Origin of the sequence: Rheinheimera faecalis (assembly GCF_021290965.1) — a bacterium.
GTDB classification, from domain to species: Bacteria; Pseudomonadota; Gammaproteobacteria; order Enterobacterales; family Alteromonadaceae; genus Pararheinheimera; species Pararheinheimera faecalis.
Genome location: NZ_JAJOYT010000002.1, coordinates 320,021 through 345,861 on the forward strand (window position 1 = coordinate 320,021; position 25,841 = coordinate 345,861).

The window sequence follows — 25,841 nt, forward strand, 5'->3', positions numbered from 1 at the left end:
ACGCTGCCGATGAGCAATAAAGACTGGTTTAAGCTACATTCTTTTGCTGGCTTTGCCTTTGGCATACTGATGTTGCTGGTTTGTCTGACCGGCACGCTTGCTGTGGTTAGTCATGAAATTCAGTATCTGTCAGATCAAAAATACCGGGCCTTGTCTGAACGACAGGGCCCTGTGCCCTGGCAGGTGCTGGAGCAAAATTTAGCCAAAGCTTATCCCGACTCTCAAATCAGCAACCTGAATGTGCCAGAGCAATGGTATCTGGCGGGTAGCGTCAGCTTGATTACAACCAGTTTAAACGCGGGCTCGGAATTTAAATTTGTTTATTTTGATCCCGCTTCCGGTGCTTTAACAGGCGAAGGTCAGTGGGGCACAGTGTCGCGGTTTTTGCGCAATATTCATATGTACCTGTCGCTGGGCTCTACCGGCAAAATTGTGGTGACCAGTTTAAGTTTTTTACTGCTGATTATTTTGGTCAGCAGTTTTTATGTTTATCGGCAGTGGTGGCGTAAAGGTTTTCAGTTGCCTTCCGGGGCTAAAGCTTCCAGCCGTACTTTTTGGTCTGATTGGCATAAATGGACAGGCGTCTGGTGTTGGGGTTTTATTCTGCTGATGTTCCTGACTGGTCTTTGGTACTTCACCGAACACTTCTTACTGAAGTTTAAAGTGGATCATTATCCAAAAGCGCCGAAGCTGGAGCAGGCTATTACACACAAAGCTTTGTCTTTAACGGAATTAATGCAGGCTGCGCAAAAGGCCAGACCTGAACTGGATATCAGAGCTTTGAATTATCCACAGTCCGATAAAGCGCCTGTGGTGGTAACAGGTCAGGATGACACGCTGCTGGTGCGCGACAGAGCCAACCGCATTTACCTGCATCCGGTGACAGCGCAAGTGCTGAAAATACAAAAAGGGGCTGAGTTAAAAGCTGTGGCCTATATCTCAGATATGGCTGACCCTTTGCATTTTGGTAACTTTGCCGGGCTTGGCGTCAAGCTGCTGTATTTTGTGTTTGGGTTGGGTTTTACCTTTTTAGTGGCGGGCGGTCTTTGGATGCACTGGCTGCGTACCAAAAGGCAACAACCACAGCTGATGCGTTATTTAGGCTGGACTGGCGCTGTTTCGTCTGTCTTAGTGGTCACAGCCTTAGTGGTGACTTCAGTGCAGTTTTCACAGCGTGAAGTAGAAAACATGCCTTTATCACCGCAATTGGGCTCATTAGCCAAGCCTTAAGCATCAGCTGTTGCTGTTGAACCTACAGGTAGTTTCAGCCGTGCCACAGCTCCGCCTCCGGCTCTGCTCATACGTAAAAATTCACCGCCGTGCTGATTGGCTACTCTGGTGACTATCGCCAGACCAATACCATGATGCGATAAACCATCCGGGCTGTGATTCGGGCTGGGTTGCTGGTTACTATGCCAGCCCGCGCCATCGTCGCAGATATCAATCAGGCAATCATTGTCCTGCAGGCTCAATTCAATCCAGACCTTGGTATGGCAGTACCGTAACGCATTACTCAAAAGATTGGATAAGGCGCGTTGCAGCAGTTTTTCATCAGCCTGAATGCTGATCGCAGGCCCGGCAATTAGCTCAATCTGGTGCTCGGTATTAGCGGAGAACTTATCAATCATCTGTTGCAACAGCTGCGACAGCGGTACCTGACTCAGATGCAGATCGGAACGGAAATCCTGCTGTGCCAGACGCAAATAATCGTAGACATTGTCTTCTATTTCCAACAGGTTACGACAGACCTGAGCATAATGAGCCGCGCTGATATTCGACTCCAGACTCAGCATAATAAAGCGCATTCTGGCCAATGGCGTTTTGATGTCATGGCAAACGGTATCGGCCATCTCACGTTGCAGTGAATTTAAATCTGCTATGGTTTGATTCATCCGGGTGAGGGATTGGGCCAGAGGTTGCAGGTAAGACTTAGGGCTCAGCTGAAAAGCCGGCAGATGACCGAGCTTTATTTCCTGCAAGGCATTCATTCTTAAAGTTTCTACATCGCGGAACAGGTTGCGGCTAAGCCAGAATAAACAAAGCAACAGCAACAAAATAAACACATGGGCCAGATCGATGCTGAAGTCTGTACCGTCAGGTAAATTCAGCTGGCTTAAACACAATAATTCGCCTCCTGGCATTTCACTGCACATAGAGGCGTTGCCTTGTTGGTCCCGCATTACTTCGACGGCATAAATAAAATTCGGCTGAGGTTGCCACATGCCTGCCGGATAGGTCACAAACAAGCTGTCGGTGCAGTCGTCTGTTTCGGATAAGCGGCAATTCAGTTTGTCTTGCTGACTGAACTGATGCACATGTTGCAGCATAGTTTGGGCTGCATCGGCTAAGTCATCGCGCTGATAGACCCAGCTGTACAACTGATTCAGGCTGAAAAACAGCAATAACACCACCAGCACTATCCCAAGGTAAAAGCGCAATAGGGTATAACTCATGGCTGTGACTCCGTGGCTTCAGCGTAACTGATGCGATAACCCTGGCCCCAGACCACCTGCACATTCCAGCGTTCATCCACGTTTTGTAACTTACGACGCAGCCGTGAGGCCCTGCCGTCCATGGTTCTGTCTGTGCCGTCATATTCGCGGGTTAGTTGTTCGCGGAACAAACGTTCGCGGCTGATAGCGACACCATAGTTATCCAACAAGGTCAGCAGTAATTGCAATTCGGCATTGGTCAGGCAAATGTCTTGTCCTGCCAGCACCACATGGCCTGACACTCTGTCTACTGTTAAATTGTGTTGTTTCAGCAAAGGTTGTGGCTCGGCGCTGGCGTGTTCCGGTGGTAAAAAGATACGGATTTTGGCTAATAAAATACGGGGATCCAGTGGCTTTAGCAGATAGTCCTGTGCGCCTAATTCCAATCCTTGCAACACCGAACCGACAGAGGTTTGCGCCGTCATAAACAAAATAGGGCCTTTAAATTGCTGGCGGATTTGTTTCACTAAATCAAAACCACTGCTGCCGGGTAACATCACGTCACAGACTATTAAATCAAAACGTTGCGCCAGTATCAGCTTTTTGGCTTTGAGCGCATTACCACAACTACTGACCTGATAGCCTTCTGACTGTAAAAAGTCGACCACAAGGCGTGATAATTCCAGATCATCTTCGATCAGCAAAATTTGCTGCATCAGGGATTGCCCCAACTGTTGCGACTGCGTTTAAGCAACTGATCGCTGGCATTCAGATCCACCTGCAGTACTTTAACCTGACGTTCAGCCAGTAACTCTCCGGTCGCTGAGTTTCGCAGTTCAAAACTGGTGTGAGCGGTCAGTTCCAGCTGTAGCTGCTGGCTGATGCTGTTGGCACAAAGCAAAGGGGTGGGGTCGGCTTTTTTATACAAACAGGCCTTGTTGTCCTGTTGCCAACGGACCTTTAACTTCAATACACAAGCCTGATGCGCATGATGCAGACAGAGTCTGGGTTGCAGACTAAAATCAGCAGCTGCAGAGGCAGAAACACCCCCACAGAGCAATAAGAGCAAAGCTAAAGTACGAAGTGCCATCATCCTTCCTGCATCAGTCTGGTCATTTCTTTTTATAGTGAATCCCATATGGATAGTGCAGTGAAAAGCTGTTTTGGTAAAGCGGGGCTTTGCTAAAAAGCAAAGCCCCTGCGGATCAGAACTGGTATTTCACTTCAACACCATAAGTGCGGGGGGCGTTTAATGAGGTGATTGGAGTGCCCAGCGTATCAGCGGCAAAACCTCCTATGCCTCCTGTTGTTTCGTGGTCAGCCAGGTTTTTACCCCAGAGTGCCAGCTCCCACTGGTCGTCGCTGCTGCTCCAGCTTAAGCGTGCGTTGATATTTTTGGTATCGGCAAAATACACAGGGATAGATTTGGCTATCTCCAGTAAATCCGGATCGTCCGCTCTGGTATTTTCTTCATAGATATAATCCAGATGTAACTTCCAGTAGCCGCCAGCCCATTGTTGAGCCGCTGTCCAGTCGGCGGTCAGCGTATAAGCGTCGGCGGTAGAGGCTTTATCTACATCTGTGACCAGCTCGCCATCGGCATTATAAAACTCCTGCCACTTAGATTCAGTTTTACGGTATTCAGTCACCAGACCCAGCTTCAACTGCTTGGTGGCTTGCCAATCCAGCACCATCTCCATACCTCGGATATCCTGATCGCCATTAATGACAATAGGTATGGCCACACCTGAATCCGGAGTTTTGCTACTGACAGAACGCTGACGGTTGGTCAGGTCCATATCAAAACCCACCAGCTGTAAGCGTACCTGATCCCATAAATCGGCTTTGTAACCCAGTTCAAGGTTTTTCACTTCTTCTGGCGCAAAAGGTCGGATGGAAGAGCCTGGATCCAAAGAGTCATAACCACCGGATTTATAGCCTGTTGAGTAGGACAAATAGATCATGTTGTTGTCGTTCAGATGGTAGCGGGTGACAGCGCGCCCTGTCCATTTACTCCAGCTGTTGTTGGCGTCGAGTCGTGGCATCACCGGAAATAAAAAGTCGGTTAGGCCTGGCATAGGCTGACCAAAGGAGCGTTCCCTGATCTCCCAGCTGAAATCTTTTTCGTCCCTGCTGTAACGTACACCAGCGGTAAAACCCCACTGTTCGTTAAACTGATAATCCATATCCGAGTACACCCCATAAGAAGTGAAATCCCCGGTATTAATAATGTCTTCACTCCAAAGCTGGCCAGCTACTGAAGGACCAAAAATTTCGTTAATGCCAAGGCCTGCACCAATGGCGTCATAGGTTAAGTCGCCCGTGGCTTCTATAGCCGCGACCAGTTCAGGGCTAAAAGGAGTGGCACCTAACTGTTCCAGCAAAGCACCTACACTGGGGTCGACCATCGCCATCACACTTAAAATGCTGGCCCAGTTTTGTGAATTCCAGATGTGATCCGCAGGTAAACCCATGCCAGTGATCATGTCTTCCGGCACACCAGCGTCCATTAAGGCTGAAATCAGTGTGCCGTTTAAATTGGCCGTGGTCAGGCGTGCCACAGTGTCGGCCATAATATTCAGACTGGTTTTTTGATAGACCTTTTCTTTGCTGTAGGTGATACCGCCAACATAACTCAGTTGGTCCTGATGGTAGTTCAGCTGCAGTTCGTTGTAGAAAATATCCGAGTCTTCAAAGTTGATGGTATCCAGATAACGGGTTTTATCTGCTGTGCCGTCTGTATCATCCCGTCCTGAAACTTCCCATTGCCTTTTGCTGCTAATGAGTTTTCCCGACCATTGATCGTTAAAGTCATGCATGACTTTTAACGAGAATGCGCTCATATCACGGCGCTCGTGGCCGTCTATCACATCGTTTTCTATGGTTCTGTCCAGCGGGTTCATACTGTAGGCATAAGGACTCAGGCCTATTGAAGCTGAGTAGCCTTGATCCAAATCATCCCAATCGTAACTGAATTGCACTTTAGTATCGGCGCTTACTTGCCATAAGGCCGCAAGTCGCGCAGCCTGGTGGTTGGTATTGCCCAGTTCTTCACCCTGATAGTCGGGATAGACGTTATTGACGTAAGAGTCCCGCTGATTGCTCATCAGATTCAATCGCACTGCAAAAGTGTCGCTGAGAGCTTTATTCGCCATAGCCTCATAACGTTGCAGTGAATAATCACCCAGTGTGGCTTTGATAAAACCTTCGTCGGTTTGCTCCGGAGCATTGGGAATAAGATTCACCACACCGGCAGCGGCATTTTTACCAAACAAAGTGCCTTGTGGTCCTTTGAGTATTTCAATGCGCTGCATGTCCGAGAACATCACGCTTTGTGCTGCCCGGGGCAGATAAAAATCATCAAAGAAAATCGCGACAGAAGGGTCGCCGCCTGTGCTGATGTTACTGCTGGACACTCCTCGCATCGTAGCAGTCGCCTGAACTACGGCATCTTTGCTGAATTTAAAGCCCGGCGTGTAGTCGGCAATATCACCGAGCAACACTGAGTTGGTTTCTTTTAAATCTGTGGCCGAAATACTGTCGATAGCGACAGGCACGTCCATCAGATTTTGCACCCTTTTTTGTGCTGTGACCGTGATGGTTTCTATCGCCGGTTCGGCTTTTTCCGGCCCGGTTTCTGTTTGCTCTGCCTGTGCCAGTTGGCTTTGCCCACTCAGTGCCACTGCAATAAGCCATGCCAGTGGTTTTAATTTCATGCCGGATTTAGTGTGCTGTTGCGACATAACAGTCTCCCTGTTTTTTGTTTTTTTTCTGTGGTGTCGGGATCGGACTTTGAAGTCTCTGCAGGAGCAGCAACAGCAGTTCAAAGACGGATCTCGCTGCATTCGATAGTAACTGCGCTTTGCACTAAATAAAGCGAACTGGACAATTTTGTACACTTTTAGGTTTGAACCCAGGCCTATGAAAACGCACTCTTAGGGCCAACACCATCGTATTCTTATTACAAAAAATGGCCCTGTTATGTTTTGGAATTATCCTTTATTCATCCTGGTGATCGCGCTGTATGCCGCAGCAACTCAGGCGGCTGCCCCGGAAAAAGTCAGCAGTTGTAATGCCTGCCATGCTGCTGAAAATCAGCTTGCAAGCAAAGCTCCGTCTTTGGCTGGACAGCAACAGCAGTATTTGAAAAAGCAGCTGCTGCAGTTTCAGAGTGCTGAACGGGGTGCGGTCGCAGAGGACAGCATGGGGCAGGTGATGGCTGCTATGGCGAAGCCACTTAGTGCTGAGGATATCGATCAGTTATCAACCTATTTCAGTGCTTTACCACTCGCAGTACCGGCAGCACCACAGATTGACGCTGCATTACTCGACAAAGGTCGGCGGATTTATATTGGCTCCTGTGGTGCCTGCCATGGCAATAAAGCGCAGGGAAACCTTGAGTTAAAAGCTCCGGCCTTACAACTGTTAAGCCGGGATTATCTGTCGCTGCAATTGCAGCATTTTCAGACAGGTGTCAGGGGCAACAGCGCGACTGACAAACCGGGCCGACAAATGGCGATGATGAGCCGCACTTTGACAGACGCGGACAGACAGGCTGTGGTGGCTTACATTGGGGCGGGTTTACCATGATAGTCAGTTTTGCTGCCGCTTTAGCTCTGAACACAGCTGTCATTAGTCTGAACACGCGGTGCCCGCCCAGTTTTGAGCTGAATCAGCAGAATCAGTGCCTGTTGCTGACCCGTTATGATCAGTACGATTCGTTGCACAACAAAGGGGTAGGTGGCACTAAAACCGCATTACCCAAAGGCAGAGATGGCTTCAGTCCGCAGCAAATTGATTTAGGCCGTTATCTGTTTTTTGATCCTTTGTTATCTGCTAACCACAAACAAGCCTGTGCCAGCTGTCATCAGCCAGCCCATGGTTTTAGTGATGGCAAAGCACTCAGCACTGGAAGCAATGGCGATATAGGCACCCGCAGTGCGCCTGGTTTGTGGAACGTGGGTTTTCTGAAAAAACTATTTTGGGATGGCCGCTCCGATACGCTGGAGCAGCAGGCACTGATCCCGCTGTTTGCTCCCCATGAAATGGCCAATACAGCTGAACAAGTACTGGCTGATTTGACCAGCAGTGCCTTGTATCCAGACTTATTCCGTCAGGCTTTTCCTCAAAGTACAGAGCTGGAACTGAGTCAGGTAGCAACAGCGCTGGCCGCTTTTCAGAGTTCGTTGATTTCGCTGAACAGCAAATACGATCAGTATGCTCATGGTTATCAGCAGGCTTTGAATGAGCAGGAAATTAAAGGCTTAAATGTATTTCGCTCTTTTGTCGCCCGCTGTGCTGAGTGTCATACACCACCGCTTTTTACCAACCAACAGATAGCTGTGATAGGCACACCAGAACCCGAAGGTATGGCCTTTGATCCAGGGGCAGGTAACAGTCCTGAACTCAGCAAACTACGTGGTGGTTTTAAGGTGCCGAGTCTGCGCAATGTTGCCCGCACAGCGCCTTATATGCACTCAGGTCGTTTCGCAACGCTGGAAGAAGCTGCAGAGTTTTACAGCAAAGGCCGGGGGCATGCAGTGCCCAAGGGCGAAAAGCTGCTGCTGCACTGGCATATCTGGGAACCCAAACTCAGCCCGGAAGAAATTCAGCAACTGGCGGTTTTTCTGAACACTCTGACCGATGAAAGCCTGATGCCTGTTATACCGCAACTTTTACCCTCAGGTTTGCCTTTGCCGGCAGAGCTGACTACAGCAGATGATCACAAAGGAAGCACAGAATGAATAAAAGCACGCTCACCTTAGGCGCTTTGGTGCCACTGGCCTTTTTGGCAGGTTATTACCTGACATCCAGCGGCCCCGCAGCTCCGGTATACACAGCAGAAGTCAGCTATAGCGGTGGCACTGCGGCCAGCGGCAACGCCAAAAAATCAGTCCTTAATAGCATGGCTACTGGCACTATTCATCCGGTTAAAGATGGTCAGTTGATTATGGATGCAGTCAAAGCCGCCAAGCCAGGTGATGTGATCCAGGTCTGGCCCGGTAATTACACTGAAACTGTTTATATCGACAAAGATAATATCCGTTTAAGCGGTGTGATCGTGGAAGGTAAACGGCCACGTTTGTTTGGTGATGGTCATCTAAACGACGCCATTTTGTATTCGGGCAATAACATAGTGATTGAGAACTTTTTGATCACTAAATACAAAGGCAACGGCATTATGGGCCAGGCCGGTAATAACTTCGAAATCCGCAATAACATTATCGAAGATACCGGGGTTTATGGCATTTTCCCGCAGTTGGGTGAAAATGGCATAGTTGAACATAACGTGGTGTCCGGCATTGAAGATGCCGCCATTTATGTCGGCATGAGCGATCATATTCATGTGGCGAACAACGAAGTATTCGACAGTGTGGCCGGTATTGAAATTGAAAATAGTCGTCATGCCATAGTGGAAAATAACTTTGTGCATAACAACACAGGCGGCATTCTGGCTTTTGTCACTCCTGGTCTGCCAATTAAAGACACTGTGGATGTGATTATCCGCAATAACTGGATCAGCAATAACAACACCAAAAACTTTGGCGCTGAAGGCTCTATGGTGGCGGGTATTCCGGCTGGTACCGGTGTGCTGATTATGGCCGCCGACAAGGTGATTATTGAAGACAACCTGATCCTGGGTAACAAAACCGCAGGCATCATTATTACCGACCATCAGAATGCGCCTAATACCACTTTGGATCCGGAGTCGGATCCGACACCTGATGAAATCATGATTTTAAATAACCTGATGTATAACAATGGCTATGACACTATTACCGAAGCCAAAGTTTTGCTAACGACAGAGCTGAAACAAGGCAATCCGGATATTTTGCGGGTAGGAGCCAGCAATGGCAGTTGTATTAATAACCCACAGCAATATATCAGTGCCGGTGTCAGCGACTGGCCAGCCTGTGCTTTTAGCAATACAGATACCATAGTGAATTACTTACTGGATGAACCTGCTGCACCCCGTTCAGTTGCTGTGGAAGACAAAGGTAAATATGCCTATCTGGGTATTTGCACAGGCTGCCATGCCTACACAGGCCGCCTGATAGGCCCACCTGTACAAGTGATCCAGTCCTTGTATATGGATGATCCTAAAGCGCTGGCGGCTTATATTGCCAATCCAATTAAAAAACGTGAAGACTATCCGGCTATGCCAAAACAGGATTATCTGGACGAGGAAACCCGCCAGGCAGTCGCACTTTATATGTTGTCGGTGAAGAATTAGCGGCAATTGATTAGCAGATAAAAAAAGAAGGCGGGAACCAGTCCCGCCTTCTTCAATTGGAGAGCTTGTGTTTAGTGGCGGAAATGACGCACGCCAGTAAAGATCATCGTCATGCCATGCTCGTCTGCAGCAGCTATCACTTCTGCATCACGCATAGAACCACCAGGCTGGATCACGGCTTTAATACCTGCAGCAGCTGCGGCATCAATACCGTCGCGGAACGGGAAAAACGCGTCAGAGGCCATGACTGAACCTTTGACTTCCAGGTTCTCGTCAGCCGCTTTGATACCAGCGATTTTAGCACTGTAGACGCGGCTCATCTGGCCTGCACCCACCCCAATAGTCATGCTGTCGTTGGCATAAACAATGGCATTAGATTTCACATATTTAGCGACTTTCCAGCAGAACAATAAATCACGTAATTCGTCCGCTGTCGGCTGACGTTTGGACACTACTTTTAAGTCATCCAGACCGACCATTTTCTGATCACGGTCTTGTACCAACACACCACCGTTGACACGTTTGATGTCAAAACCAGTGGTTTTGCTTTCCCATTCGCCACAGACCAGTAAACGCACGTTTGGTTTAGCAGACACCACAGCTGCAGCTGAAGCTGTAGCGCTTGGCGCTATAATGACTTCCACAAACTGACGGCTGACAATAGCTTCAGCAGTTTTAGCATCTAATTCGCGGTTAAAGGCGATAATGCCACCAAAAGCAGAAGTAGGGTCTGTTTTATAAGCTCGCTCGTAAGCAGCCAGAATGTCGTCGCCAATAGCTACACCACAAGGGTTCGCGTGTTTAACTATGACACAGGCTGGTTCGTCGAATTCTTTTACACACTCTAAAGCGGCGTCTGTATCAGCGATATTGTTGTACGACAGCTCTTTGCCCTGCAGCTGAGTCGCGCTGGCAACTGACGCTTCCTGAATGCTGTTTTCCACATAAAATGCCGCGCTCTGGTGGCTGTTTTCACCGTAACGTAAGTCTTGTTTTTTCACAAACTGAGTATTAAAAGTGCGTGGGAATTTGCTTGGTTTAGCGTCTTCATCACCGTACGCAGCTAACATAGTGCCGAAGTAGTTGGCAATCATACCGTCGTATTGGGCGGTATGCTCAAAAGCGCTGATGGCTAAACTAAAACGGGTAGCATGAGTTGTAGAGCCTGCGTTTGCAGCCATTTCGGCTAACACTTTGTCGTAATCGGCTGCGTTGACCACAATAGTCACATCGTTATGGTTTTTCGCTGCAGCACGTACCATAGTTGGGCCGCCGATATCTATATTCTCGATGGCGTCTTCTAAAGTGCAACCTGCTTTGGCCACTGTGTTGGCGAACGGATACAGGTTCACTACCACTAAATCGATAGGCTTGATGTTGTTTGTTGCCATTACAGCTTCATCCATACCACGGCGGGCCAGAATGCCACCATGTACTTTTGGATGCAGCGTTTTGACGCGGCCGTCCATAATTTCCGGGTGACCTGTGTAATCAGACACTTCAGTGACAGCTATGCCTTGTTCTGCCAATAACTTGGCTGTGCCGCCTGTGGATAACAGTTCCACACCCTGGGCGGCTAAAGCACGGGCAAATTCAACTATACCGGTTTTATCAGACACGCTTAACAAGGCGCGACGGATTGGACGAGCTGCGTTCATTGGATCATTCTCCGCTGTAATGGTTAATTCGGACCAGCACTGCTGTTTTGGATAACACAAAAGCCAGGACATAAGCATAGAGAAAAATTGGCTTTGATGTATCGCCGGGATCAGCTGGTGAAATCCCTTATTTATTTTAAATATTACTTAGAGTGCTCCGCTAAGCGGAAAAGAAAAAAGCACCCTAGGGTGCTTTTCATTGCGGGACTCCTCCCGCGGGGGCATTAACTCATGCCGTATTGTTTCAGCTTCTTGCGCAGTGTACCGCGGTTGATGCCCATCAGGTTGGCAGCGCGGGTCTGGTTGCCGCGAGTGTATTTCATCACTTCTTCTAATAACGGCTTTTCTAATTCGGACAACACTAATTCGTACAGGTCGTTTACGTCCTGACCGTTCAGTTGTTGTAAGTAGTTCGCCACCGCTTTTTGTACCGCGTTGCTTAAAGGCTGCGGTTTTTCTTGCGTTTGAACATGGGCGTTGGTGATAAATGGCGAAGTCACGTTTTGATTAAACATTGCCTAGTCTCTTTTACGTTAGGTTGCTGCTAGTAATTGCTCGAAATACACTTCTAAGGTATCCAACTGCTGTTGGGCTTGCTCGATACCATTAAATTCACTGCGAAACATGCCTTCGCTGTCATGCTCAGCCAGGTACCAACCCACATGTTTGCGGGCAATACGTGAGCCAGGCACCTCACCATATAACTGGTGTAAGCCACGGACATGCTCCAGCAAAATATCCCTGACCTCGCTCGTTGAAGGCGAAGCCAGGTGTTCACCAGTTTGCAGATAGTGCACCACTTCACGAAAAATCCAGGGTCTGCCCTGAGCGGCCCGGCCAATCATGACCGCGTCTGCTCCGGTATAGTCCAATACAAATCTGGCTTTTTCCGGCGTGGTGATATCGCCATTGGCAATCACCGGGATAGACACATTTTGTTTAATAGCGCGGATAGTGTCGTACTCCGCCTCTCCTTTATACATACAAGCTTTAGTGCGGCCATGAACCGCTAAAGCCACAATGCCGTTGTCCTGCGCAATTTGCGCTATCTGTACGCCATTTTTATGTTCGATGTCCCAGCCAGTACGGATTTTTAACGTCACAGGTACTGTTACTGCCTGAACTACGGCCTGAATAATCTGCTGCACTAAATCCGGATACTGTAATAGCGCCGAACCAGCCAGTTTTTTATTCACCTTTTTAGCCGGACATCCCATATTGATGTCGATGATTTGGGCGCCATGTTCAACATTAAACACAGCAGCTTCAGCCATCTGATCTGGATCTGAACCGGCAATTTGCACCGATCGAAGACCAGATTCATTTTGGTGAGTCATACGATTTAGCGATTTTTCACTTTGCCAGACCAAAGGGTTGCTCGACATCATTTCTGATACAGCTAAACCTGCACCAAAACGACGGCAAAGCTCACGAAAAGTGTAATCCGTCACTCCAGCCATAGGAGCGCAAATTACGTTGTTCGTTAATTGATATGGACCTATGCGCACCGCTAAAACCAAGGCTCTACCCTAAAGGGGCGCTAAGTTTACGGATTTTTGCCAACAATGCAAAGGTTATTATTTAAACAAAAGTATAAATTTATAGGGGGTTGTTGGGTTGACAATCGCTAAACGTCTGAAAACTAGACTTTCTGAAATGCAAAACCCAATAAAATCGGGGGTAGGGCTTATAGATAATTGTACAGCTGCTGTTTTTGTCACCAGTTTGTTAAGCTTCATACTGAAAAAGCTGTTACCAAAGAAGTCAATGCTTTTCATCGGTGAAGTTTGTTGGCCCATCCCCTGTTGTGTAAAATAGTCGTGTAAGATAAAGGTCTGATCTTAAAAGGAGAAGCTGAATGAAGAAGTGGATAGTTGCTGCATTATTGAGTCTGAGTAGCACTGTGACTCTGGCCGAAGTTCTGGTGACAGATGCTACAGTTCGGGAGATGTTACCGGGCCGCAGTATGACCGCAGGTTATTTCAGTATCAGTAATCAAAATAACGTAGCAGCAGAGCTGATCAGCGCCAGTAGCCCTCAGTTTGGCTCCATTGAACTGCATCAACACAGCCATAAAGATGGCATGATGAAGATGGAACAGGTGCAGTCTGTGGTGGTGGCAGCCGGTGAGCAGGTGCATTTTCAGCCTGGTGGTTTGCATCTGATGATGTTTGATGCCAAAACCAGCATCACTACAGGCCAGAAAATCCCGTTACGTTTAACCTTTAAAGACGGCCAATCCATCGAAGTTCAGGCTTCGGTTAGCGCAATTCCAACTCAGTAGGAGTGACAAAATGAACAGATTCAGGATCGTCAGTTTAACCGTGCTGTTCGTTTTTATTTTAGGTTACGGCACAGCCTGGTGGGCCAGCAGTGAACCCGATCTCTTTGATGTAAAAGATTTATCGGCAGAGCTCAGTCCGGAACATCAGCAAACCGTGGGATACACCACCACAAGTGCGCTTATTCGGGTACTCGAAACTCTGCTGACTAAAAATGCCGGTTTTATTAGTAACGATGTGATGCCACCTTTTTCTATGCTGGACAATATGCCTGCCTGGGAGTTGGGAGCTTTGGAAATGTCGCGTGATTTAGCTTTGGCACTTCGCAAGGATTTAAGCCGTTCTCAGTCGCAGTCTATTGAAAATCAATACTTAAAACTGGCGCAGCCTATGCTCAATATTGATCATCGCAGCTGGGCAGTACCAGCAGCAGAAGCTGAATATCAGCAGGCCATTAAACAATTATCTTTGTATCGTACTGCGTTATTAGACCCAGCTAAAACCGACAGTCAGTTTTATACCAGAGCGGACAATCTGCGTGATTGGTTAAAAAATGTGGAAAAACGACTGGGCAGCTATAGCCAACGTTTGAGTGTCAGTGTTGGCCAGGACAGATTAAACACCGATTTGGCAGGTGATAAAAATGCCAGACAATCGACTGTGACTGCTGAATCCAACAGAATTAAAACCAGTTGGTGGAGTATAGATGATGAGTTTTATGAGGCGCGTGGTGCTTGCTGGGCTTTGTTACATCTATTAAAAGCGATAGAATTGGATTTCGCCGACGTGTTAACCAACAAAAACGCGATGATTAGCTTACGCCAGATTGTCCGTGAACTGGAAGCGACACAACAGCCGGTTTGGAGTCCAATGATTCTGAATGGCCGGGGTTTTGGTTTTATGGCAAATCACAGTCTGGTGATGGCGAATTATATCTCCAGGGCCAATGCGGCTCTGCTGGATTTAACTGAATTATTAGCGCAAGGATAAAGCATGAAAAAGTCTGTATTAAGTATGGTAGCTGTCGCGGTGTTGGCTGTTCCAGCAGCAATGGCGGATACCATTGGTGGTGTATACCTTGGTGCTGATCTGCATTTTGCCGACGCCAAAGGTGGTTTTGGCCAGACTGGTAACCAGCAGGACTTTGATTTTGACGACAAGAATTTAAGCAGCTTTTATATCAAAGTTGAACATCCGGTACCTTTGTTACCGAACATTAAGTTACAACGTAATAGCTTAAGCTCCAATGGCAATACCACCTTAAATCGGACCTTTGTGTTTGATGATCAAATTTTTGCTGTAGGTACTGATGTTGCTCAGGATGTGGATTTATCTAACATTGACGCCACTTTTTATTATGAAATTCTGGACAATGATTTAGTCAGCCTGGATTTAGGTGTAACAGCCAAATACATAGATGGCGATATTACAGTTGCAACTCAAGGTCAAAGTGCGACTCAGGATTTGTCCGCTGTCATTCCTATGGGTTACCTCTATGGTAGTTTTGGTTTATTAGGCACAGGCACAAAAGTTTTTGCTGAAGTGAATTATGTTAGCTACGACGGCAGTTCTTTGTCTGATATGCAGTTTGGTATTGCCTATGAGTTGATTGATACATTGGCTGTTGATCTGGCATTAAAAGCTGGTGTCAAAAAGACCAAACTGGAACTGGACGACATTGATAACGTAGATGCAGATTTAACCTTCGACGGTGCATTTATTTCTGCTGAACTGCATTTCTAAAACCGCAGCCAATCCCGCCCTCAACGCAGAATCTTGTTGTTCTGCTTTGAGGGCCAGCTTATAGTGCAAGTCAGGGATATCAGGGTTCAATTGACATGACGTTAAAAGCTAAGCTGGGTTTGGTGTTGGGTTCTATGGTGTTGATCGCATTTTGTCTTTATGCATCAGCAGCACTGCAATTACGTCACGAAACTTTGGTCAGAGTACAAGCTGAGCAGCAATTGCTGATGAGTTTGTCTTTGATGGTTGAACCCTTTTTAGTTCAGAATAAAGTGGAGCAGGTCAAAGGCCATCTGCTGGCCACTAGTTTTTCCAGTACTTTACCTATCAAAGCTATTCTGGTGTATCAGGCCGACGGCAATTTATTTGCTGCGACCCAATTTCCGCGCGAACTATTTAACTTTAGCCCGACACGAGATGTAACAGGGCAAAAAGCGCTGCAGGATGGCTCTACTCTGTTGTGGTCTGCCGTTATGGTTACTCCGGCCAGTATGAGTTACTTCGATACCAACAAAGTGGCAGCAGAAGGCAGCACTTTGGGTTATGTGGCTATTCAAATTTCGCCGCTACGTCTATCTCAGCTTTGGTGGTGGCAAAGTAGTTTATGGGGTTGCGCATTACTGATTATTGTCGCTTTAGCATTGTTATGGCAGCGACGAATTTTCAAAACTCAACACCAGCGTTGGCAAGGTTTTTTAAGACAAGTCCGTACTTTAGCCCCGTCGAATTCAGACAGTAAAAAACTCAATGAGTTTGATAGCGCTGAAATGACGTTGTTGTTCCGCTCGCTTTATGCACAGCAGCAACAGATTCAACAGCAACTGCAGCTGCAAAGTCAGGCCGAACAACTGCAGGGGCAGAACCACGATGCAGAACGTGAGCAATTAGCCATCAGCTATCAGCAGAAGTTAGCTGTCTTAAATGACGAACTAAAAACCAGTCAGTGCAAGTTGCAACAGTGGCAACAACTTTGTGTGTTAGAGCAGGCTGGGCAGTCAGAACAACAAGCGACGTTACTGCGCTGGCTGTTGAAGCAGGACTTGTTAGATAAAACGGAATTACAATCCCAGACGGTCTGGTTCCCGGACTGGTTAGCCCAGCAAGTGGAAGCCTGGCAGCAAGATTTTAAAGTAGCAGAAGTGCCTTTTGTGTTGGTTGAAGACCCGGCTCTGAGCTTATCTGAGTTAGAGTTTTGCACTCAGCATACGGCAGAGTTGCTCAAACAAATCATTTGTCTGATCCTGCAGGACCTGCAACAGCACGAGTTGAGTTTGCATATCCACCTGCACACTTTTTCTGATAACAAGTTGCTATTGCAGTTTGACCATGCAGGTCCGAGTTTTGCGATACAGCAAGTACTGGCTAAAACAGATCTTCCAGGTTCTGCTGTATTGCCTCAATTGTGTGCCCGATTGTTATCGCGTCTGGGGGCCAGATTATCCGTTTCTGCTTTAGAGGATTTGGGCTGTTCTGTACGTCTGGAATTGCCGTTAACAGCAGTTTTGACCAAAGAGCTGCCTATGTTTCAGACCGCTATTTATCTGGATAACAACAGCATACGCGCCGCGATATTGAAACAAAGCGTCTATTGTGTCGCTGAGCAAGTGATTTACTTGCAGCAGATCGAGCAGCTTCAGGCTGAGTTGCAACATCGTTTAGTGGATTTAGTCTTGGTGCAACTGCCTGCGCCTGATACTAATCACCAGCTTTGGACCGAACTGCATCAGATCACCGCTCGTAGTCAGATGGTGGCATTTTGTGAGCCAGTTCATCTGAGTTATTGGTCCTCTCTGCTCCGTTGCCCTGTATTGGCTAATCCTATGTTGTCAGCCCGGATCCGACAGCATCTTGGTGAAAAGTTACAAAACAACAGTATGCGATTGCTGGTGGTAGACGACAATAAAACCAATCTGGCTTTTGTAAAAGCTATGCTGAGCCAACAGCAATTTGAAGTCGATACTGCTGCTACAGGAACGGAAGCAATACGGCTGGCCAAAAGCAGCAGGTATCAGTTAATCCTGATGGATATTCAACTGCCGGACATGTCAGGTATTTTAGCAACCCATATGATCAGACAGTTACCACAACATCAGGATACGGTGATTATGGCTTTTACTGCCCATGCTTTACCGGATGAAATTAGTCAGTTTCATCAGGCAGGCATGAATGATGTGGTGATTAAGCCGTTAGACGCGTACAAAGTGGCGGACTTGATCCGTCGTTGCCAACAACTCAGCCCTCAAAATCTAATACCGGGCTGAACAATTGTTTCACCGCCTGCAGATAAGCCGGGTTGGCCTGGCTGTTCAGCAGCGGCAATAACTCAACACCAACAGCGGTAAATTTATAGTACTGCAGTACCACACCTGAATGTTTTGCTTTGCAGGTCAACTGGTGTTGATGGTACTGCAACTGCAAAGTCTGCTCTGGGATCAATTCACCACTTTCTATTTCAATCTGATGCAACAGGTTTAAATCAATCAGGCTTAAAATTTGCGGGAAGGTCAGGCCGAACTGGCTCAGGTTCAATACAGCTTTACTGCGGCCTGTCAGGAGCTGCCAGATTGAGGGTTTACGCACATAACCAAAATAGATATGACCACTGTCCTGTAGTCTGACTCTGCAGGTCAGGCTGGCTGCTTTTTGCAAGGCCAAAGCTTCTTTAAAACTCATGCGTTGCAATAGAAATAAGGTTTTTAGTGAGAAGCTACCAGGCTGACCAATTTCTCCAGCCAGTATTTTCGCCCAGAGTTGCTGCATGGTTTGGTTAGAAATATTTAAGACTAAATCACAGTATTGTTGAAACCAGTCGGGATCCACATCCATATCTGCAACGTATTCAGGACAGTAATCTAAAGCTAACGCCATTATTTTTTCTAAATTTGATTGCTGCCGTTCTTTATGCATACGTTCACGGCGTTCCGCGCGTTGATGCAGGCTAGGGCCTTTAAAGTCTGAATCAATAGCAACTGGTGCGCCCGAGCGTTGTGCCAGGCGTTGATGGCGCTGGTTAAACTCACTACTTTGGACCGAATTCACTGATTCTGAGTCACTTGTGCTGGTTTTAGCCGCAAATTCGTGACCAAGCTGGTTACGGGCCAGTTGCAGTAAACGTTGATGACCACGGCCTGCAGAGACTTTCTGCATCAATACACCCCTGATGGTGACAGATTTTATTGCTGAATTTTCACAATAGCGCAAAAATTAGGTCACGACTCTAAAAGAAGTTTGTGAAAGTGTTAACTTTCTGATTTTCAAAGATTTTAATAAAATGGATTGCTTTTTTTGCCTGAGGGTATAGTGTAGACAGACTGGATTAAAAGTATACAAAGGATAGCGGTGGGGCCGGGCCCTGATTGCCAAACAAAATTCAGGGTATATGCTTATATATATGCGATAGAACCTTGATATGCTTTCAAAAAGAACCCCCACAGCTGATGTAAAAAAGGTCGGAGCATGGTGTCAAAAGCAGCAGATGATGATTTTCTGTTCCTCGCAGAAGACGAAACAAATTTGGAAGCAGAAACGCAATCCAGTGGCGAATGGCACCTGTTGATTGTTGATGATGATGAAGAAATTCATACAGTTACAAAGTTAGCTTTATCCGATTTGTTGGTACTTGACCGTAAATTGGTATTTCACCATGCGTTTTCCGGTAAAGAAGCACTGAAGTTTCTGGCTCAAAACCCTTATATTGCCGTCATTTTACTTGATGTAGTGATGGAATCTGACGATGCTGGCCTGAAAGTGGTACAGCAAATTCGCGATGAATTAAAAATGGATGAAGTGCGTATAGTATTGCGCACTGGCCAGCCTGGTTATGCTCCGGAAGAGAGTGTGATCAAAGAATACGACATCAACGACTATAAAACGAAAACTGAGCTGACCCGCAATAAGCTGGTTACCGCTATTATTTCGTCCATTCGAAGCTATCAGCAAATTCGTACTATTAACCAGAACCGCATTGGCTTGCAGAAAATCATTAATGCCGGTGCTAATTTACTGGAACAGCACTCGTTGCATGAATTCTCTGAAGGGGTGGTGACTCAGATCTCTTCTTTGATTGGTTTGCATGCCGAAGGTGTGCTCTGTGCACAGATTGAAGATGATGGCAGTAGCAGTGACAATATTTATGTATTGGGTGCTGCCGGGCATTATGCACCTTATATTAAATGCAAACTGGAGCGGCTGAATAACAACAGAATTATTCAGCAAATCACAACTTGCCTGGCTGAGCGGCGCCACATCTTTACTGAAAAAGATACGGTGCTGTATCTGGGGAATATTGATCATGCAGCTGCTGTGTATATTGAAACCAACAGGCCGGTGGAAGATTTTGATCGTCAGTTAATAGAAGTGTTTTTAAGTAATATCTCTATTGGCTATGAAAACGTTACTTTGTTTCAGCAACTGAAACACGCCGCTTATATTGATCCTTTAACCAAAACGCCAAACCGCAACGAGTTTACCTCTTTATTGCAGGAAACCAGACGCCTGGATCCGGCCCGTAATGTAGCAGTGCTGATTGATATTGATCATTTCTCCGATGTAAATGATGGTTTAGGTCAGGAGACTGGCAACGAGTTATTAATAGCGATCACACACAGACTGGTTGCTCAGTTTGGTGAGATTGCTCAAATTGGTCGTATTGGTGCTGATGTGTTTGGTTTAATAGGGCCTGAGCAAGCATTGACCCCTGAATCCTTGTCAGGCATTTTTGAGATGCCATTCCAGTGCTCTGAGCACTCGTTGCAGGTGAATGCCAGCTTTGGATTCTGCCGCTTACGTGACAGTGCCATGCATGGTCTGACTATTCTGAAGCATGTGTATATTGCGCTGAACAGAGCAAAAAAACATCTGTCGCAAAACTTTGAGTACTATAGTGCGCAGATGGAAGAGCAGATGGTTGACCGGCTGGTGATGCTCAGAAGCCTGAGATCAGATTTCCAGAAAGACAAACTGCAGCTGTGGTATCAGCCGCAAATTTGTTTAAAAAGCGGCCATGTGCTGGGTATGGAGGCTCTGTTGCGCTGGCCTCAGCCGGATGGCAGTTTTATTTCTCCTGCTGTGTTTATCCCGCTGGCAGAGTACTCAGGCCTGATCATTGAAATCGGCGACTGGGTGTTACAGCAGGCCTGTAAACAATTACAAAGTTTAAGATCACAGGGTTTCGCTCATTTGCGAATAGCAGTCAATGTGTCTATGCCGCAATTCCGTAATCATAGGTTTGTGCAGTCTGTGATTGATTGTGTCGAACGTTACCAGGTTGACCCTGCGCTGGTGGAATTGGAAATCACCGAATCTGTAGTGATGGACGACCCGAAAATCGTCATTGCCGCTTTAAATAAGCTAAAAACCTTTGGTATTAAAGTTGCCATTGATGACTTTGGTATAGGCTTTTCATCCTTAAGTTATTTACAGCAGTTACCGCTGGACCGCATAAAAATTGACCGTGCTTTTATTCAGGGCTTCGATCTGCCTAATGGCACTTTAATTGCTGAAACTATTGTTAATTTAGGGCAGAAACTTGGGTTGGCCACTATAGCCGAAGGTATAGAAACCCAGGCTCAGGAAGATGCAGTACGGGCCATGGGATGTCAGGAAGTACAAGGTTTTATGTACGCCAAGCCGATGACAGCTGCGGATTTAGTGAAATTTTTGTCCAAAAGTTAAGCGTAATTCAGCGATAAAAAAGCCGACTTTAACGTCGGCTTTTTTATCATCGCAAATTTTAGCGACTGGCAATTGAAGCCAGCTGTTCACCCAGCTGTTGTAAACCTTTGCTGTTTTGTTGGCTTTGCGTGGTGTGTGTGGTGATATCGCGCATGTATGTCACCATAGTTTTAGTCAAATGTTGCTGCTCATCTGTCGCCGAGGCTATTTCCTGATTCATTGCACAAATTTGCGCTATGCTGCCTGTAATTTCCTGCAAAGACAGGCCTGCCTGATTCGCAGACTGCACACTTAAATCCGCTTGTTCGCTGCTTAACTTCATTTTTTGCACTGCTTCACGTGCAGCACTTTGTAACTGCTCAATGGTGCGCTGAATTTGTTCAGTGGATTTTTGCGTGCGGGATGCCAGAGTGCGTACTTCATCTGCAACTACAGCAAAACCGCGACCTTGTTCGCCAGCCCGGGCTGCTTCTATGGCTGCGTTCAGTGCCAATAAGTTGGTTTGTTCAGCTATGCCTTTAATCACTTCAAGTACTGCACCTACCTGATTACTGTCTTGTTCCAGCTGAGCAATAGTGGCAGAAGCTTGCTGTAAATTCAGCGCCAGTTGCTCGATATTCTGCACTGTACTGGATACAGTTTGCTGACCTTGTTTGGCAATTTGATTGGAGTGGTTGGCGGCTTCTGCTGCTAAATTGGCACTTTGTACTTCGTCCAATACACTTTGATTCATAGACTCAACCATAGTCAGAGTTTGACCCACAGTCTGCTGTTGTTGTCCCAGGTGCTTTTGTTCTTCAGCAGCTATTTGGCGTATTGATGTGACCAGCTGTTTTAACTGCTCGTTTTGACCGGAAGAGTGCTGCTGTTGCTGTTGCAGCAGGCTCAGCCACTGATTAAATTGTTCTCTGGATTGAGTCAGTTCAGCTGAAGTTGTGTGGCTTAATTGCAGACCTAAGTTTTTTTCCTGTACAGAACGCTGAATTAATACTTTTTGCTCAGCAAGGTAACTTTGGTAGCCCTTCACAGCAGACTGACCAAGCAACCAATGCAGCACCAGTACTGCAGTGATGATTAAAGCTGACCAAAGCCAGTGTTGTTCTGCTACTGCAGTCACTAATAACAGCATAGCAGCCAGCGTGATGACACCTGACAGCATAATTTTGGTCCGCGCAGACCCGAAATCAAATAAAGCCATAACCTTACCCCTGAATCACTTCACTGACGACACTGAAGTGGAATTTATTATTGTAATAATTAAAAATGACCTGTTAAACCACGCCAAATCTGCTGCTGAAAATAACAGATATTTACAGAAGTTTTTATCAGATTTTGCGTTTTTTTGATAAAAAAGTGCAGCTTGTGAGTAAAGCTATTGGAAGAGTGATTATTACCGAAAAAAGTGCTGAATTCCGGGGGCTCAGTGGATAAAAAAACGGCACCTTAAGTGCCGTTTTCAGTTGCAGATATTACTTCTGCTGAGCGCGTTCAAATGAGCTGATGATTTCAGCTTTGGCTTCAGCTTTGTCGCCCCAGCCAATAACTTTTACCCATTTACCTGGCTCTAACTCTTTGTAACGTTCGAAGAAATGCTGGATTTGGTTTTTCAGCAGTTCTGGCACGTCGTTCAGATCCTGGATGTTGTCATAAATTTTAGTCAGTTTGCTGATTGGTACAGCTAAAACTTTCGCGTCTTCACCGGCTTCGTCTGCCATTTTTAATACAGCGACAGGACGGCATTTGATCACAGCTCCTGGTACCAGTGGGTAGGGTGTTGGTACTAATACGTCAACCGGGTCACCGTCTAACGACAGAGTGTGGTTTACGAAGCCGTAGTTGCACGGGTAAAACATTGGTGTTGACATAAAACGGTCAACCCAGACTGTACCTGTGTCTTTGTCTACTTCGTATTTGATTGGATCGGCATTGGCCGGAATTTCAATGATGACATTAATTTCATCTGGCAGATTTTTACCTGCGGCAACCTGACTTAAGCTCATAACGCTTCCTCTGTTCTGAAATTTGGTGCTGCATTATAGCAGCGGCCGTAAATATGGCTATAGCCGTTGTACTTGAAGCAGCAGCTTTGTTGCCTTCAACATCGGTTTGTCCGTTGGGACGGGCAGGGATAAACCCAGCCCCTACGCCTGATGATACTGCAGGCAGCTTTCCACTTCGTGTTTTGATCCTAAAATCACTGCCACTCGCTGGTGAATATCCACGGGCTGAATGTCCATAATGCGTTCAGAGCCTGTTGTACTGGCTCCACCAGCTTGTTCTACCAGAAAACTCATTGGGTTGGCTTCGTACATTAGTCGAAGTTTGTCCGGTTTGGTTGGATCTTTTAAATCCCGTGGGTAAGCAAAGATACCACCACGGCATAAAATTCTGTGTACGTCACCGACCATAGCGGCAATCCAACGCATATTAAAGTTTTTACCGCGAGGGCCTTCTTTGCCTTTTAACAGGTCCGCAATGTAATTCTGCATAGCAGGCTGCCAATAGCGCTGGTTTGACATATTAATAGCAAACTCAGCTGTAACACCCGGAATAGTCACGTTTTCTGTCGTCAGCAGGAAGCCACCATAGGTTTTATCCAGCGTATACATTTTGGTGCCTTTGCCTGTGGTCAAGGCCATCAGGGTTGAAGGGCCATACAATATATAACCTGCAGCTATCTGTGCTGTGCCTGGCTGCAGGAAAATAGACGGATCAGCAGGGTCTGCGCCTTTGGGGGCTGGCAGAATAGAAAAGATAGTGCCAATTAAGCTATTGATATCAGTGTTGGATGAACCATCCAGCGGGTCAAAGGTGACCAGATATTTACCTTGAGGATTGCCTGCCACTGTACTTTCTTCTTCTTCAGAAGAGATTGCCATGACAGAACCGGTTTCAAGAATGAGATCTTTGAGCAGCTCGTTTGAGATGACATCGAGTTTCTTCTGGGTTTCGCCCTGAACGTTTTCATTCAGAGTGGAGCCCAATACATCTGAGAGTTCACCCTGGCCAACCCGAAACGAAATTTCTTTGCAGGCAGCTACGATACTTTTAATCAGATCTATCAGGTCTGCATCTGCACCATCTAGACGCAGGGCCGGAGCCAATCGACGCATAAAACCATCCTTTTTTTGTGTAGGTAGAGGAAGCTTAGGCCGCAGTGTTAATTTTGATTGAGGGCTGTCGACCATAGCAGCTGCCATTTTAATCAAGTTCAGGCTAAATTGCAGGTTTCTGGTTGTTTTATTTCAGCTGTTCTTCAGAGTCCTTTGCTAGAATGGCGGAAAAATCCATGATGGACAGGCTAAGGATCGAGTATGCATATTCATATTTTAGGCATTTGTGGCACTTTTATGGGCGGTATTGCCGCTATTGCAAAAAGTCTTGGGCATAAAGTGACAGGCTCCGACGCCAATGTATATCCGCCTATGAGTACTCAGCTGGAGCAATTGGGCATTGAACTGACTCAGGGTTATGATCCGGTGCAGCTGCAACCTGCCCCTGATCTGGTCATTATTGGTAATGCCATGTCACGTGGCAATCCGGCTGTGGAGTACACACTGGATCAGAATATTCCTTACAGCTCTGGCCCACAGTGGCTGGCTGAACAGGTATTGCATCAGCGTTGGGTGCTGGCTGTGTCTGGTACTCATGGCAAAACTACCACCAGTAGTATGCTGGCCTGGGTGCTGGAGTATGCGGGTTTAAAGCCTGGCTTTTTAATAGGTGGTATTCCGCAGAATTTTGATAGCTCAGCCCGTTTAGGTGACTCGCCGTTTTTTGTTATTGAAGCTGATGAATACGACACGGCTTTTTTTGATAAGCGTTCCAAGTTTGTGCACTACAGACCCCGCACTTTGGTGATTAATAATCTGGAATACGATCATGCCGATATTTTCCCGGACTTAGCCGCTATTCAGCGTCAGTTCCATCATTTGTTGCGTATGGTACCGGCCACTGGTCTGGTATTGAGCCCAGCCCATGTGGAAGCTGTGGATCAAACCTTAGCTATGGGCTGTTGGAGTGAGCAGCAGCGTTATGGCAAAGACTGGACTGTGGAATTAAAACAGCCGGATGGCAGTGTGTTTGAATTGTTTTACATGGCGGTATCACAAGGTACCTTACACTGGGATTTATGTGGCAACCATAATGTCGAAAACGCTGTGATGGCGATAGCTGCTGCCCGTCATGTTGGTGTGCCTGTGGCTGTGTCTATTGAAGCTTTAATGCAGTTTGTCGCGCCAAAACGCAGGATGGAACTCAAAGGCACAGTCAAAGGCATTGCTGTGTATGATGATTTTGCCCATCACCCAACAGCTATTGAAACCACCTTAGCGGGTTTAAGAGCCCGTGTAGGGGATGCAAAAATTTGGGCAGTGCTGGAGCCGAGATCCAATACTATGCGGATGGGCGTACATAAATCTGCTATCGCTGATTCGCTGCATGATGCTAATGACGTGCTGCTGTTTGAACCTGCTAATTCTGGCTGGTCCCTGGCAGCTGTGGCAGAACAAATGCCGGGCAGAGCGCAAGTGTTTCAATCTGTGGAATTAATAGTGGCGGCTTTGGTTGAAAAAGCGTCCGCAGGGGATCATATAGTGATTATGAGCAACGGCGGTTTTGGTGGTATACATCAGAAACTGCTGGACGCATTATCTGCAGCCCGTCGTACTTGAAGCTACAGCTTTGTTGGCTGCCTGTTCGCGCCCCAGTCACATAGGTTAACTATGCTCCTGGGGTCTTGAACACTTGCCGCCTCCCTGCAACTCCAATTACTTAGGGTTCGGATCAGCGGGAAAAATAAGTGTCATCATTTTATAAA

Annotated in this window: 21 protein-coding genes; 10 read left to right on the forward strand and 11 right to left on the reverse strand. The window is 46.8% G+C overall.

All coding sequences use genetic code 11. The annotated features are described in order from the left end of the window. The first annotated feature begins 9 nt into the window (after positions 1-9). Positions 10-1,230, forward strand: a complete 1,221-nt coding sequence (locus tag LSG34_RS05105) for a PepSY-associated TM helix domain-containing protein (RefSeq protein ID WP_233007732.1) — start codon at positions 10-12, stop codon at positions 1,228-1,230. Here the strand turns inward: LSG34_RS05105 and LSG34_RS05110 are convergent. The 4 genes from LSG34_RS05110 to LSG34_RS05125 all read right to left on the reverse strand — a co-directional run bounded on the left by LSG34_RS05110 (position 1,227) and on the right by LSG34_RS05125 (position 6,175). After that, positions 1,227-2,453, reverse strand: coding sequence for a sensor histidine kinase (locus LSG34_RS05110; protein ID WP_233007735.1), 1,227 nt, complete (start codon positions 2,451-2,453; stop codon positions 1,227-1,229). The genes LSG34_RS05105 and LSG34_RS05110 overlap by 4 nt on opposite strands. Further along, complete coding sequence (locus LSG34_RS05115; RefSeq protein WP_233007736.1) at positions 2,450-3,148, reverse strand: response regulator transcription factor; 699 nt, start codon at positions 3,146-3,148, stop codon at positions 2,450-2,452. The genes LSG34_RS05110 and LSG34_RS05115 overlap by 4 nt, the downstream gene beginning before the upstream one ends. Further along, on the reverse strand, positions 3,148-3,522 hold the full coding sequence (locus tag LSG34_RS05120; RefSeq protein ID WP_233007737.1) for a DUF3019 domain-containing protein: 375 nt from the start codon (positions 3,520-3,522) through the stop codon (positions 3,148-3,150). The genes LSG34_RS05115 and LSG34_RS05120 overlap by 1 nt, the downstream gene beginning before the upstream one ends. A gap of 115 nt (positions 3,523-3,637) precedes the next feature. After that, the gene (locus tag LSG34_RS05125) at positions 3,638-6,175 is read right to left on the reverse strand and encodes a TonB-dependent receptor (RefSeq protein WP_233007738.1); all 2,538 of its coding nucleotides are present in this window, start codon (positions 6,173-6,175) and stop codon (positions 3,638-3,640) included. Positions 6,176-6,413: 238 nt separating this feature from the next. On the opposite strand from LSG34_RS05125, the gene LSG34_RS05130 reads away from it, so the two are divergent. From LSG34_RS05130 to LSG34_RS05140, 3 genes are read left to right on the forward strand one after another with little or no spacing between them, the layout of a single operon-like run. Then, complete coding sequence (locus LSG34_RS05130) at positions 6,414-7,022, forward strand: c-type cytochrome (RefSeq protein WP_233007740.1); 609 nt, start codon at positions 6,414-6,416, stop codon at positions 7,020-7,022. Then, positions 7,019-8,176, forward strand: coding sequence for a cytochrome-c peroxidase (locus tag LSG34_RS05135; RefSeq protein ID WP_233007741.1), 1,158 nt, complete (start codon positions 7,019-7,021; stop codon positions 8,174-8,176). Before LSG34_RS05130 ends, LSG34_RS05135 begins: the two co-directional genes overlap by 4 nt. Beyond that, positions 8,173-9,666 (forward strand): parallel beta-helix domain-containing protein, encoded by a 1,494-nt coding sequence (locus tag LSG34_RS05140; protein WP_233007742.1) that lies wholly within the window; start codon positions 8,173-8,175, stop codon positions 9,664-9,666. Before LSG34_RS05135 ends, LSG34_RS05140 begins: the two co-directional genes overlap by 4 nt. Positions 9,667-9,737: 71 nt before the next feature. On the opposite strand, the gene purH is transcribed toward LSG34_RS05140, so the two are convergent. The 3 genes from purH to dusB all read right to left on the reverse strand — a co-directional run bounded on the left by purH (position 9,738) and on the right by dusB (position 12,832). Further along, positions 9,738-11,324 (reverse strand): bifunctional phosphoribosylaminoimidazolecarboxamide formyltransferase/IMP cyclohydrolase, encoded by a 1,587-nt coding sequence (gene purH, locus LSG34_RS05145; protein ID WP_233007743.1) that lies wholly within the window; start codon positions 11,322-11,324, stop codon positions 9,738-9,740. A 224-nt stretch (positions 11,325-11,548) separates the two neighbouring features. Then, a complete protein-coding gene (gene fis, locus LSG34_RS05150) occupies positions 11,549-11,839 on the reverse strand; it encodes a DNA-binding transcriptional regulator Fis (protein WP_008897208.1) in 291 nt (96 codons plus the stop codon). Between the two features lie 18 nt (positions 11,840-11,857). Beyond that, the gene (gene dusB / locus LSG34_RS05155; RefSeq protein WP_233007744.1) at positions 11,858-12,832 is read right to left on the reverse strand and encodes a tRNA dihydrouridine synthase DusB; all 975 of its coding nucleotides are present in this window, start codon (positions 12,830-12,832) and stop codon (positions 11,858-11,860) included. Between the two features lie 350 nt (positions 12,833-13,182). Between dusB and LSG34_RS05160 the strand changes: the two genes are divergently transcribed. The 4 genes from LSG34_RS05160 (at position 13,183) to LSG34_RS05175 (ending at position 17,610) form a co-directional block, all read left to right on the forward strand. Next, a complete protein-coding gene (locus LSG34_RS05160; RefSeq protein WP_233007745.1) occupies positions 13,183-13,608 on the forward strand; it encodes a copper chaperone PCu(A)C in 426 nt (141 codons plus the stop codon). 10 nt (positions 13,609-13,618) lie between these two features. Beyond that, a complete protein-coding gene (locus LSG34_RS05165; protein WP_233007747.1) occupies positions 13,619-14,596 on the forward strand; it encodes a DUF2333 family protein in 978 nt (325 codons plus the stop codon). Between the two features lie 3 nt (positions 14,597-14,599). Continuing rightward, positions 14,600-15,349 carry a TIGR04219 family outer membrane beta-barrel protein gene (locus tag LSG34_RS05170; RefSeq protein ID WP_233007748.1) on the forward strand — a complete coding sequence of 250 codons (750 nt, stop codon included), beginning with the start codon at positions 14,600-14,602 and terminating at the stop codon, positions 15,347-15,349. A 95-nt stretch (positions 15,350-15,444) separates the two neighbouring features. Then, entirely contained in the window at positions 15,445-17,610 is a 2,166-nt protein-coding gene (locus tag LSG34_RS05175; RefSeq protein WP_233007749.1) for a response regulator, read from the forward strand. Here LSG34_RS05175 and LSG34_RS05180 read toward each other — a convergent pair. After that, positions 17,582-18,496, reverse strand: coding sequence for a TIGR03899 family protein (locus tag LSG34_RS05180; RefSeq protein WP_233007750.1), 915 nt, complete (start codon positions 18,494-18,496; stop codon positions 17,582-17,584). The two genes, LSG34_RS05175 and LSG34_RS05180, sit on opposite strands and share 29 nt — an antisense overlap. A gap of 309 nt (positions 18,497-18,805) precedes the next feature. Between LSG34_RS05180 and LSG34_RS05185 the strand changes: the two genes are divergently transcribed. Continuing rightward, entirely contained in the window at positions 18,806-21,022 is a 2,217-nt protein-coding gene (locus LSG34_RS05185) for a bifunctional diguanylate cyclase/phosphodiesterase (RefSeq protein WP_233007751.1), read from the forward strand. 58 nt (positions 21,023-21,080) lie between these two features. Here the strand turns inward: LSG34_RS05185 and LSG34_RS05190 are convergent, their stop codons facing one another. From LSG34_RS05190 to LSG34_RS05200, 3 genes are all read right to left on the reverse strand, one after another. After that, positions 21,081-22,220, reverse strand: coding sequence for a methyl-accepting chemotaxis protein (locus tag LSG34_RS05190; protein WP_233007752.1), 1,140 nt, complete (start codon positions 22,218-22,220; stop codon positions 21,081-21,083). A 271-nt stretch (positions 22,221-22,491) separates the two neighbouring features. Further along, positions 22,492-23,022 carry an inorganic diphosphatase gene (gene ppa / locus LSG34_RS05195; protein ID WP_233007753.1) on the reverse strand — a complete coding sequence of 177 codons (531 nt, stop codon included), beginning with the start codon at positions 23,020-23,022 and terminating at the stop codon, positions 22,492-22,494. Positions 23,023-23,163: 141 nt separating this feature from the next. Then, on the reverse strand, positions 23,164-24,135 hold the full coding sequence (locus LSG34_RS05200; protein WP_233007754.1) for a class 1 fructose-bisphosphatase: 972 nt from the start codon (positions 24,133-24,135) through the stop codon (positions 23,164-23,166). Positions 24,136-24,336: 201 nt separating this feature from the next. On the opposite strand from LSG34_RS05200, the gene mpl reads away from it, so the two are divergent. Beyond that, positions 24,337-25,695, forward strand: a complete 1,359-nt coding sequence (gene mpl / locus LSG34_RS05205) for a UDP-N-acetylmuramate:L-alanyl-gamma-D-glutamyl-meso-diaminopimelate ligase (protein ID WP_233007755.1) — start codon at positions 24,337-24,339, stop codon at positions 25,693-25,695. The last annotated feature ends 146 nt before the right edge of the window (positions 25,696-25,841 follow it).

Excerpts from the sequence above, each read along its gene's own strand:
- LSG34_RS05105 (WP_233007732.1), top strand. The coding sequence starts at position 10 with ATGAGCAATAAAGACTGGTTTAAGCTACATTCTTTTGCTGGCTTTGCC.
- LSG34_RS05110 (WP_233007735.1), bottom strand. The coding sequence starts at position 2,453 with ATGAGTTATACCCTATTGCGCTTTTACCTTGGGATAGTGCTGGTGGTG.
- LSG34_RS05115 (WP_233007736.1), bottom strand. The coding sequence starts at position 3,148 with ATGCAGCAAATTTTGCTGATCGAAGATGATCTGGAATTATCACGCCTT.
- LSG34_RS05120 (WP_233007737.1), bottom strand. The coding sequence starts at position 3,522 with ATGGCACTTCGTACTTTAGCTTTGCTCTTATTGCTCTGTGGGGGTGTT.
- LSG34_RS05125 (WP_233007738.1), bottom strand. The coding sequence starts at position 6,175 with ATGTCGCAACAGCACACTAAATCCGGCATGAAATTAAAACCACTGGCA.
- LSG34_RS05130 (WP_233007740.1), top strand. The coding sequence starts at position 6,414 with ATGTTTTGGAATTATCCTTTATTCATCCTGGTGATCGCGCTGTATGCC.
- LSG34_RS05135 (WP_233007741.1), top strand. The coding sequence starts at position 7,019 with ATGATAGTCAGTTTTGCTGCCGCTTTAGCTCTGAACACAGCTGTCATT.
- LSG34_RS05140 (WP_233007742.1), top strand. The coding sequence starts at position 8,173 with ATGAATAAAAGCACGCTCACCTTAGGCGCTTTGGTGCCACTGGCCTTT.
- purH (WP_233007743.1), bottom strand. The coding sequence starts at position 11,324 with ATGAACGCAGCTCGTCCAATCCGTCGCGCCTTGTTAAGCGTGTCTGAT.
- fis (WP_008897208.1), bottom strand. The coding sequence starts at position 11,839 with ATGTTTAATCAAAACGTGACTTCGCCATTTATCACCAACGCCCATGTT.
- LSG34_RS05160 (WP_233007745.1), top strand. The coding sequence starts at position 13,183 with ATGAAGAAGTGGATAGTTGCTGCATTATTGAGTCTGAGTAGCACTGTG.
- LSG34_RS05165 (WP_233007747.1), top strand. The coding sequence starts at position 13,619 with ATGAACAGATTCAGGATCGTCAGTTTAACCGTGCTGTTCGTTTTTATT.
- LSG34_RS05170 (WP_233007748.1), top strand. The coding sequence starts at position 14,600 with ATGAAAAAGTCTGTATTAAGTATGGTAGCTGTCGCGGTGTTGGCTGTT.
- LSG34_RS05175 (WP_233007749.1), top strand. The coding sequence starts at position 15,445 with ATGACGTTAAAAGCTAAGCTGGGTTTGGTGTTGGGTTCTATGGTGTTG.
- LSG34_RS05180 (WP_233007750.1), bottom strand. The coding sequence starts at position 18,496 with ATGCAGAAAGTCTCTGCAGGCCGTGGTCATCAACGTTTACTGCAACTG.
- LSG34_RS05185 (WP_233007751.1), top strand. The coding sequence starts at position 18,806 with ATGGTGTCAAAAGCAGCAGATGATGATTTTCTGTTCCTCGCAGAAGAC.
- LSG34_RS05190 (WP_233007752.1), bottom strand. The coding sequence starts at position 22,220 with ATGGCTTTATTTGATTTCGGGTCTGCGCGGACCAAAATTATGCTGTCA.
- ppa (WP_233007753.1), bottom strand. The coding sequence starts at position 23,022 with ATGAGCTTAAGTCAGGTTGCCGCAGGTAAAAATCTGCCAGATGAAATT.
- LSG34_RS05200 (WP_233007754.1), bottom strand. The coding sequence starts at position 24,135 with ATGCGTCGATTGGCTCCGGCCCTGCGTCTAGATGGTGCAGATGCAGAC.
- mpl (WP_233007755.1), top strand. The coding sequence starts at position 24,337 with ATGCATATTCATATTTTAGGCATTTGTGGCACTTTTATGGGCGGTATT.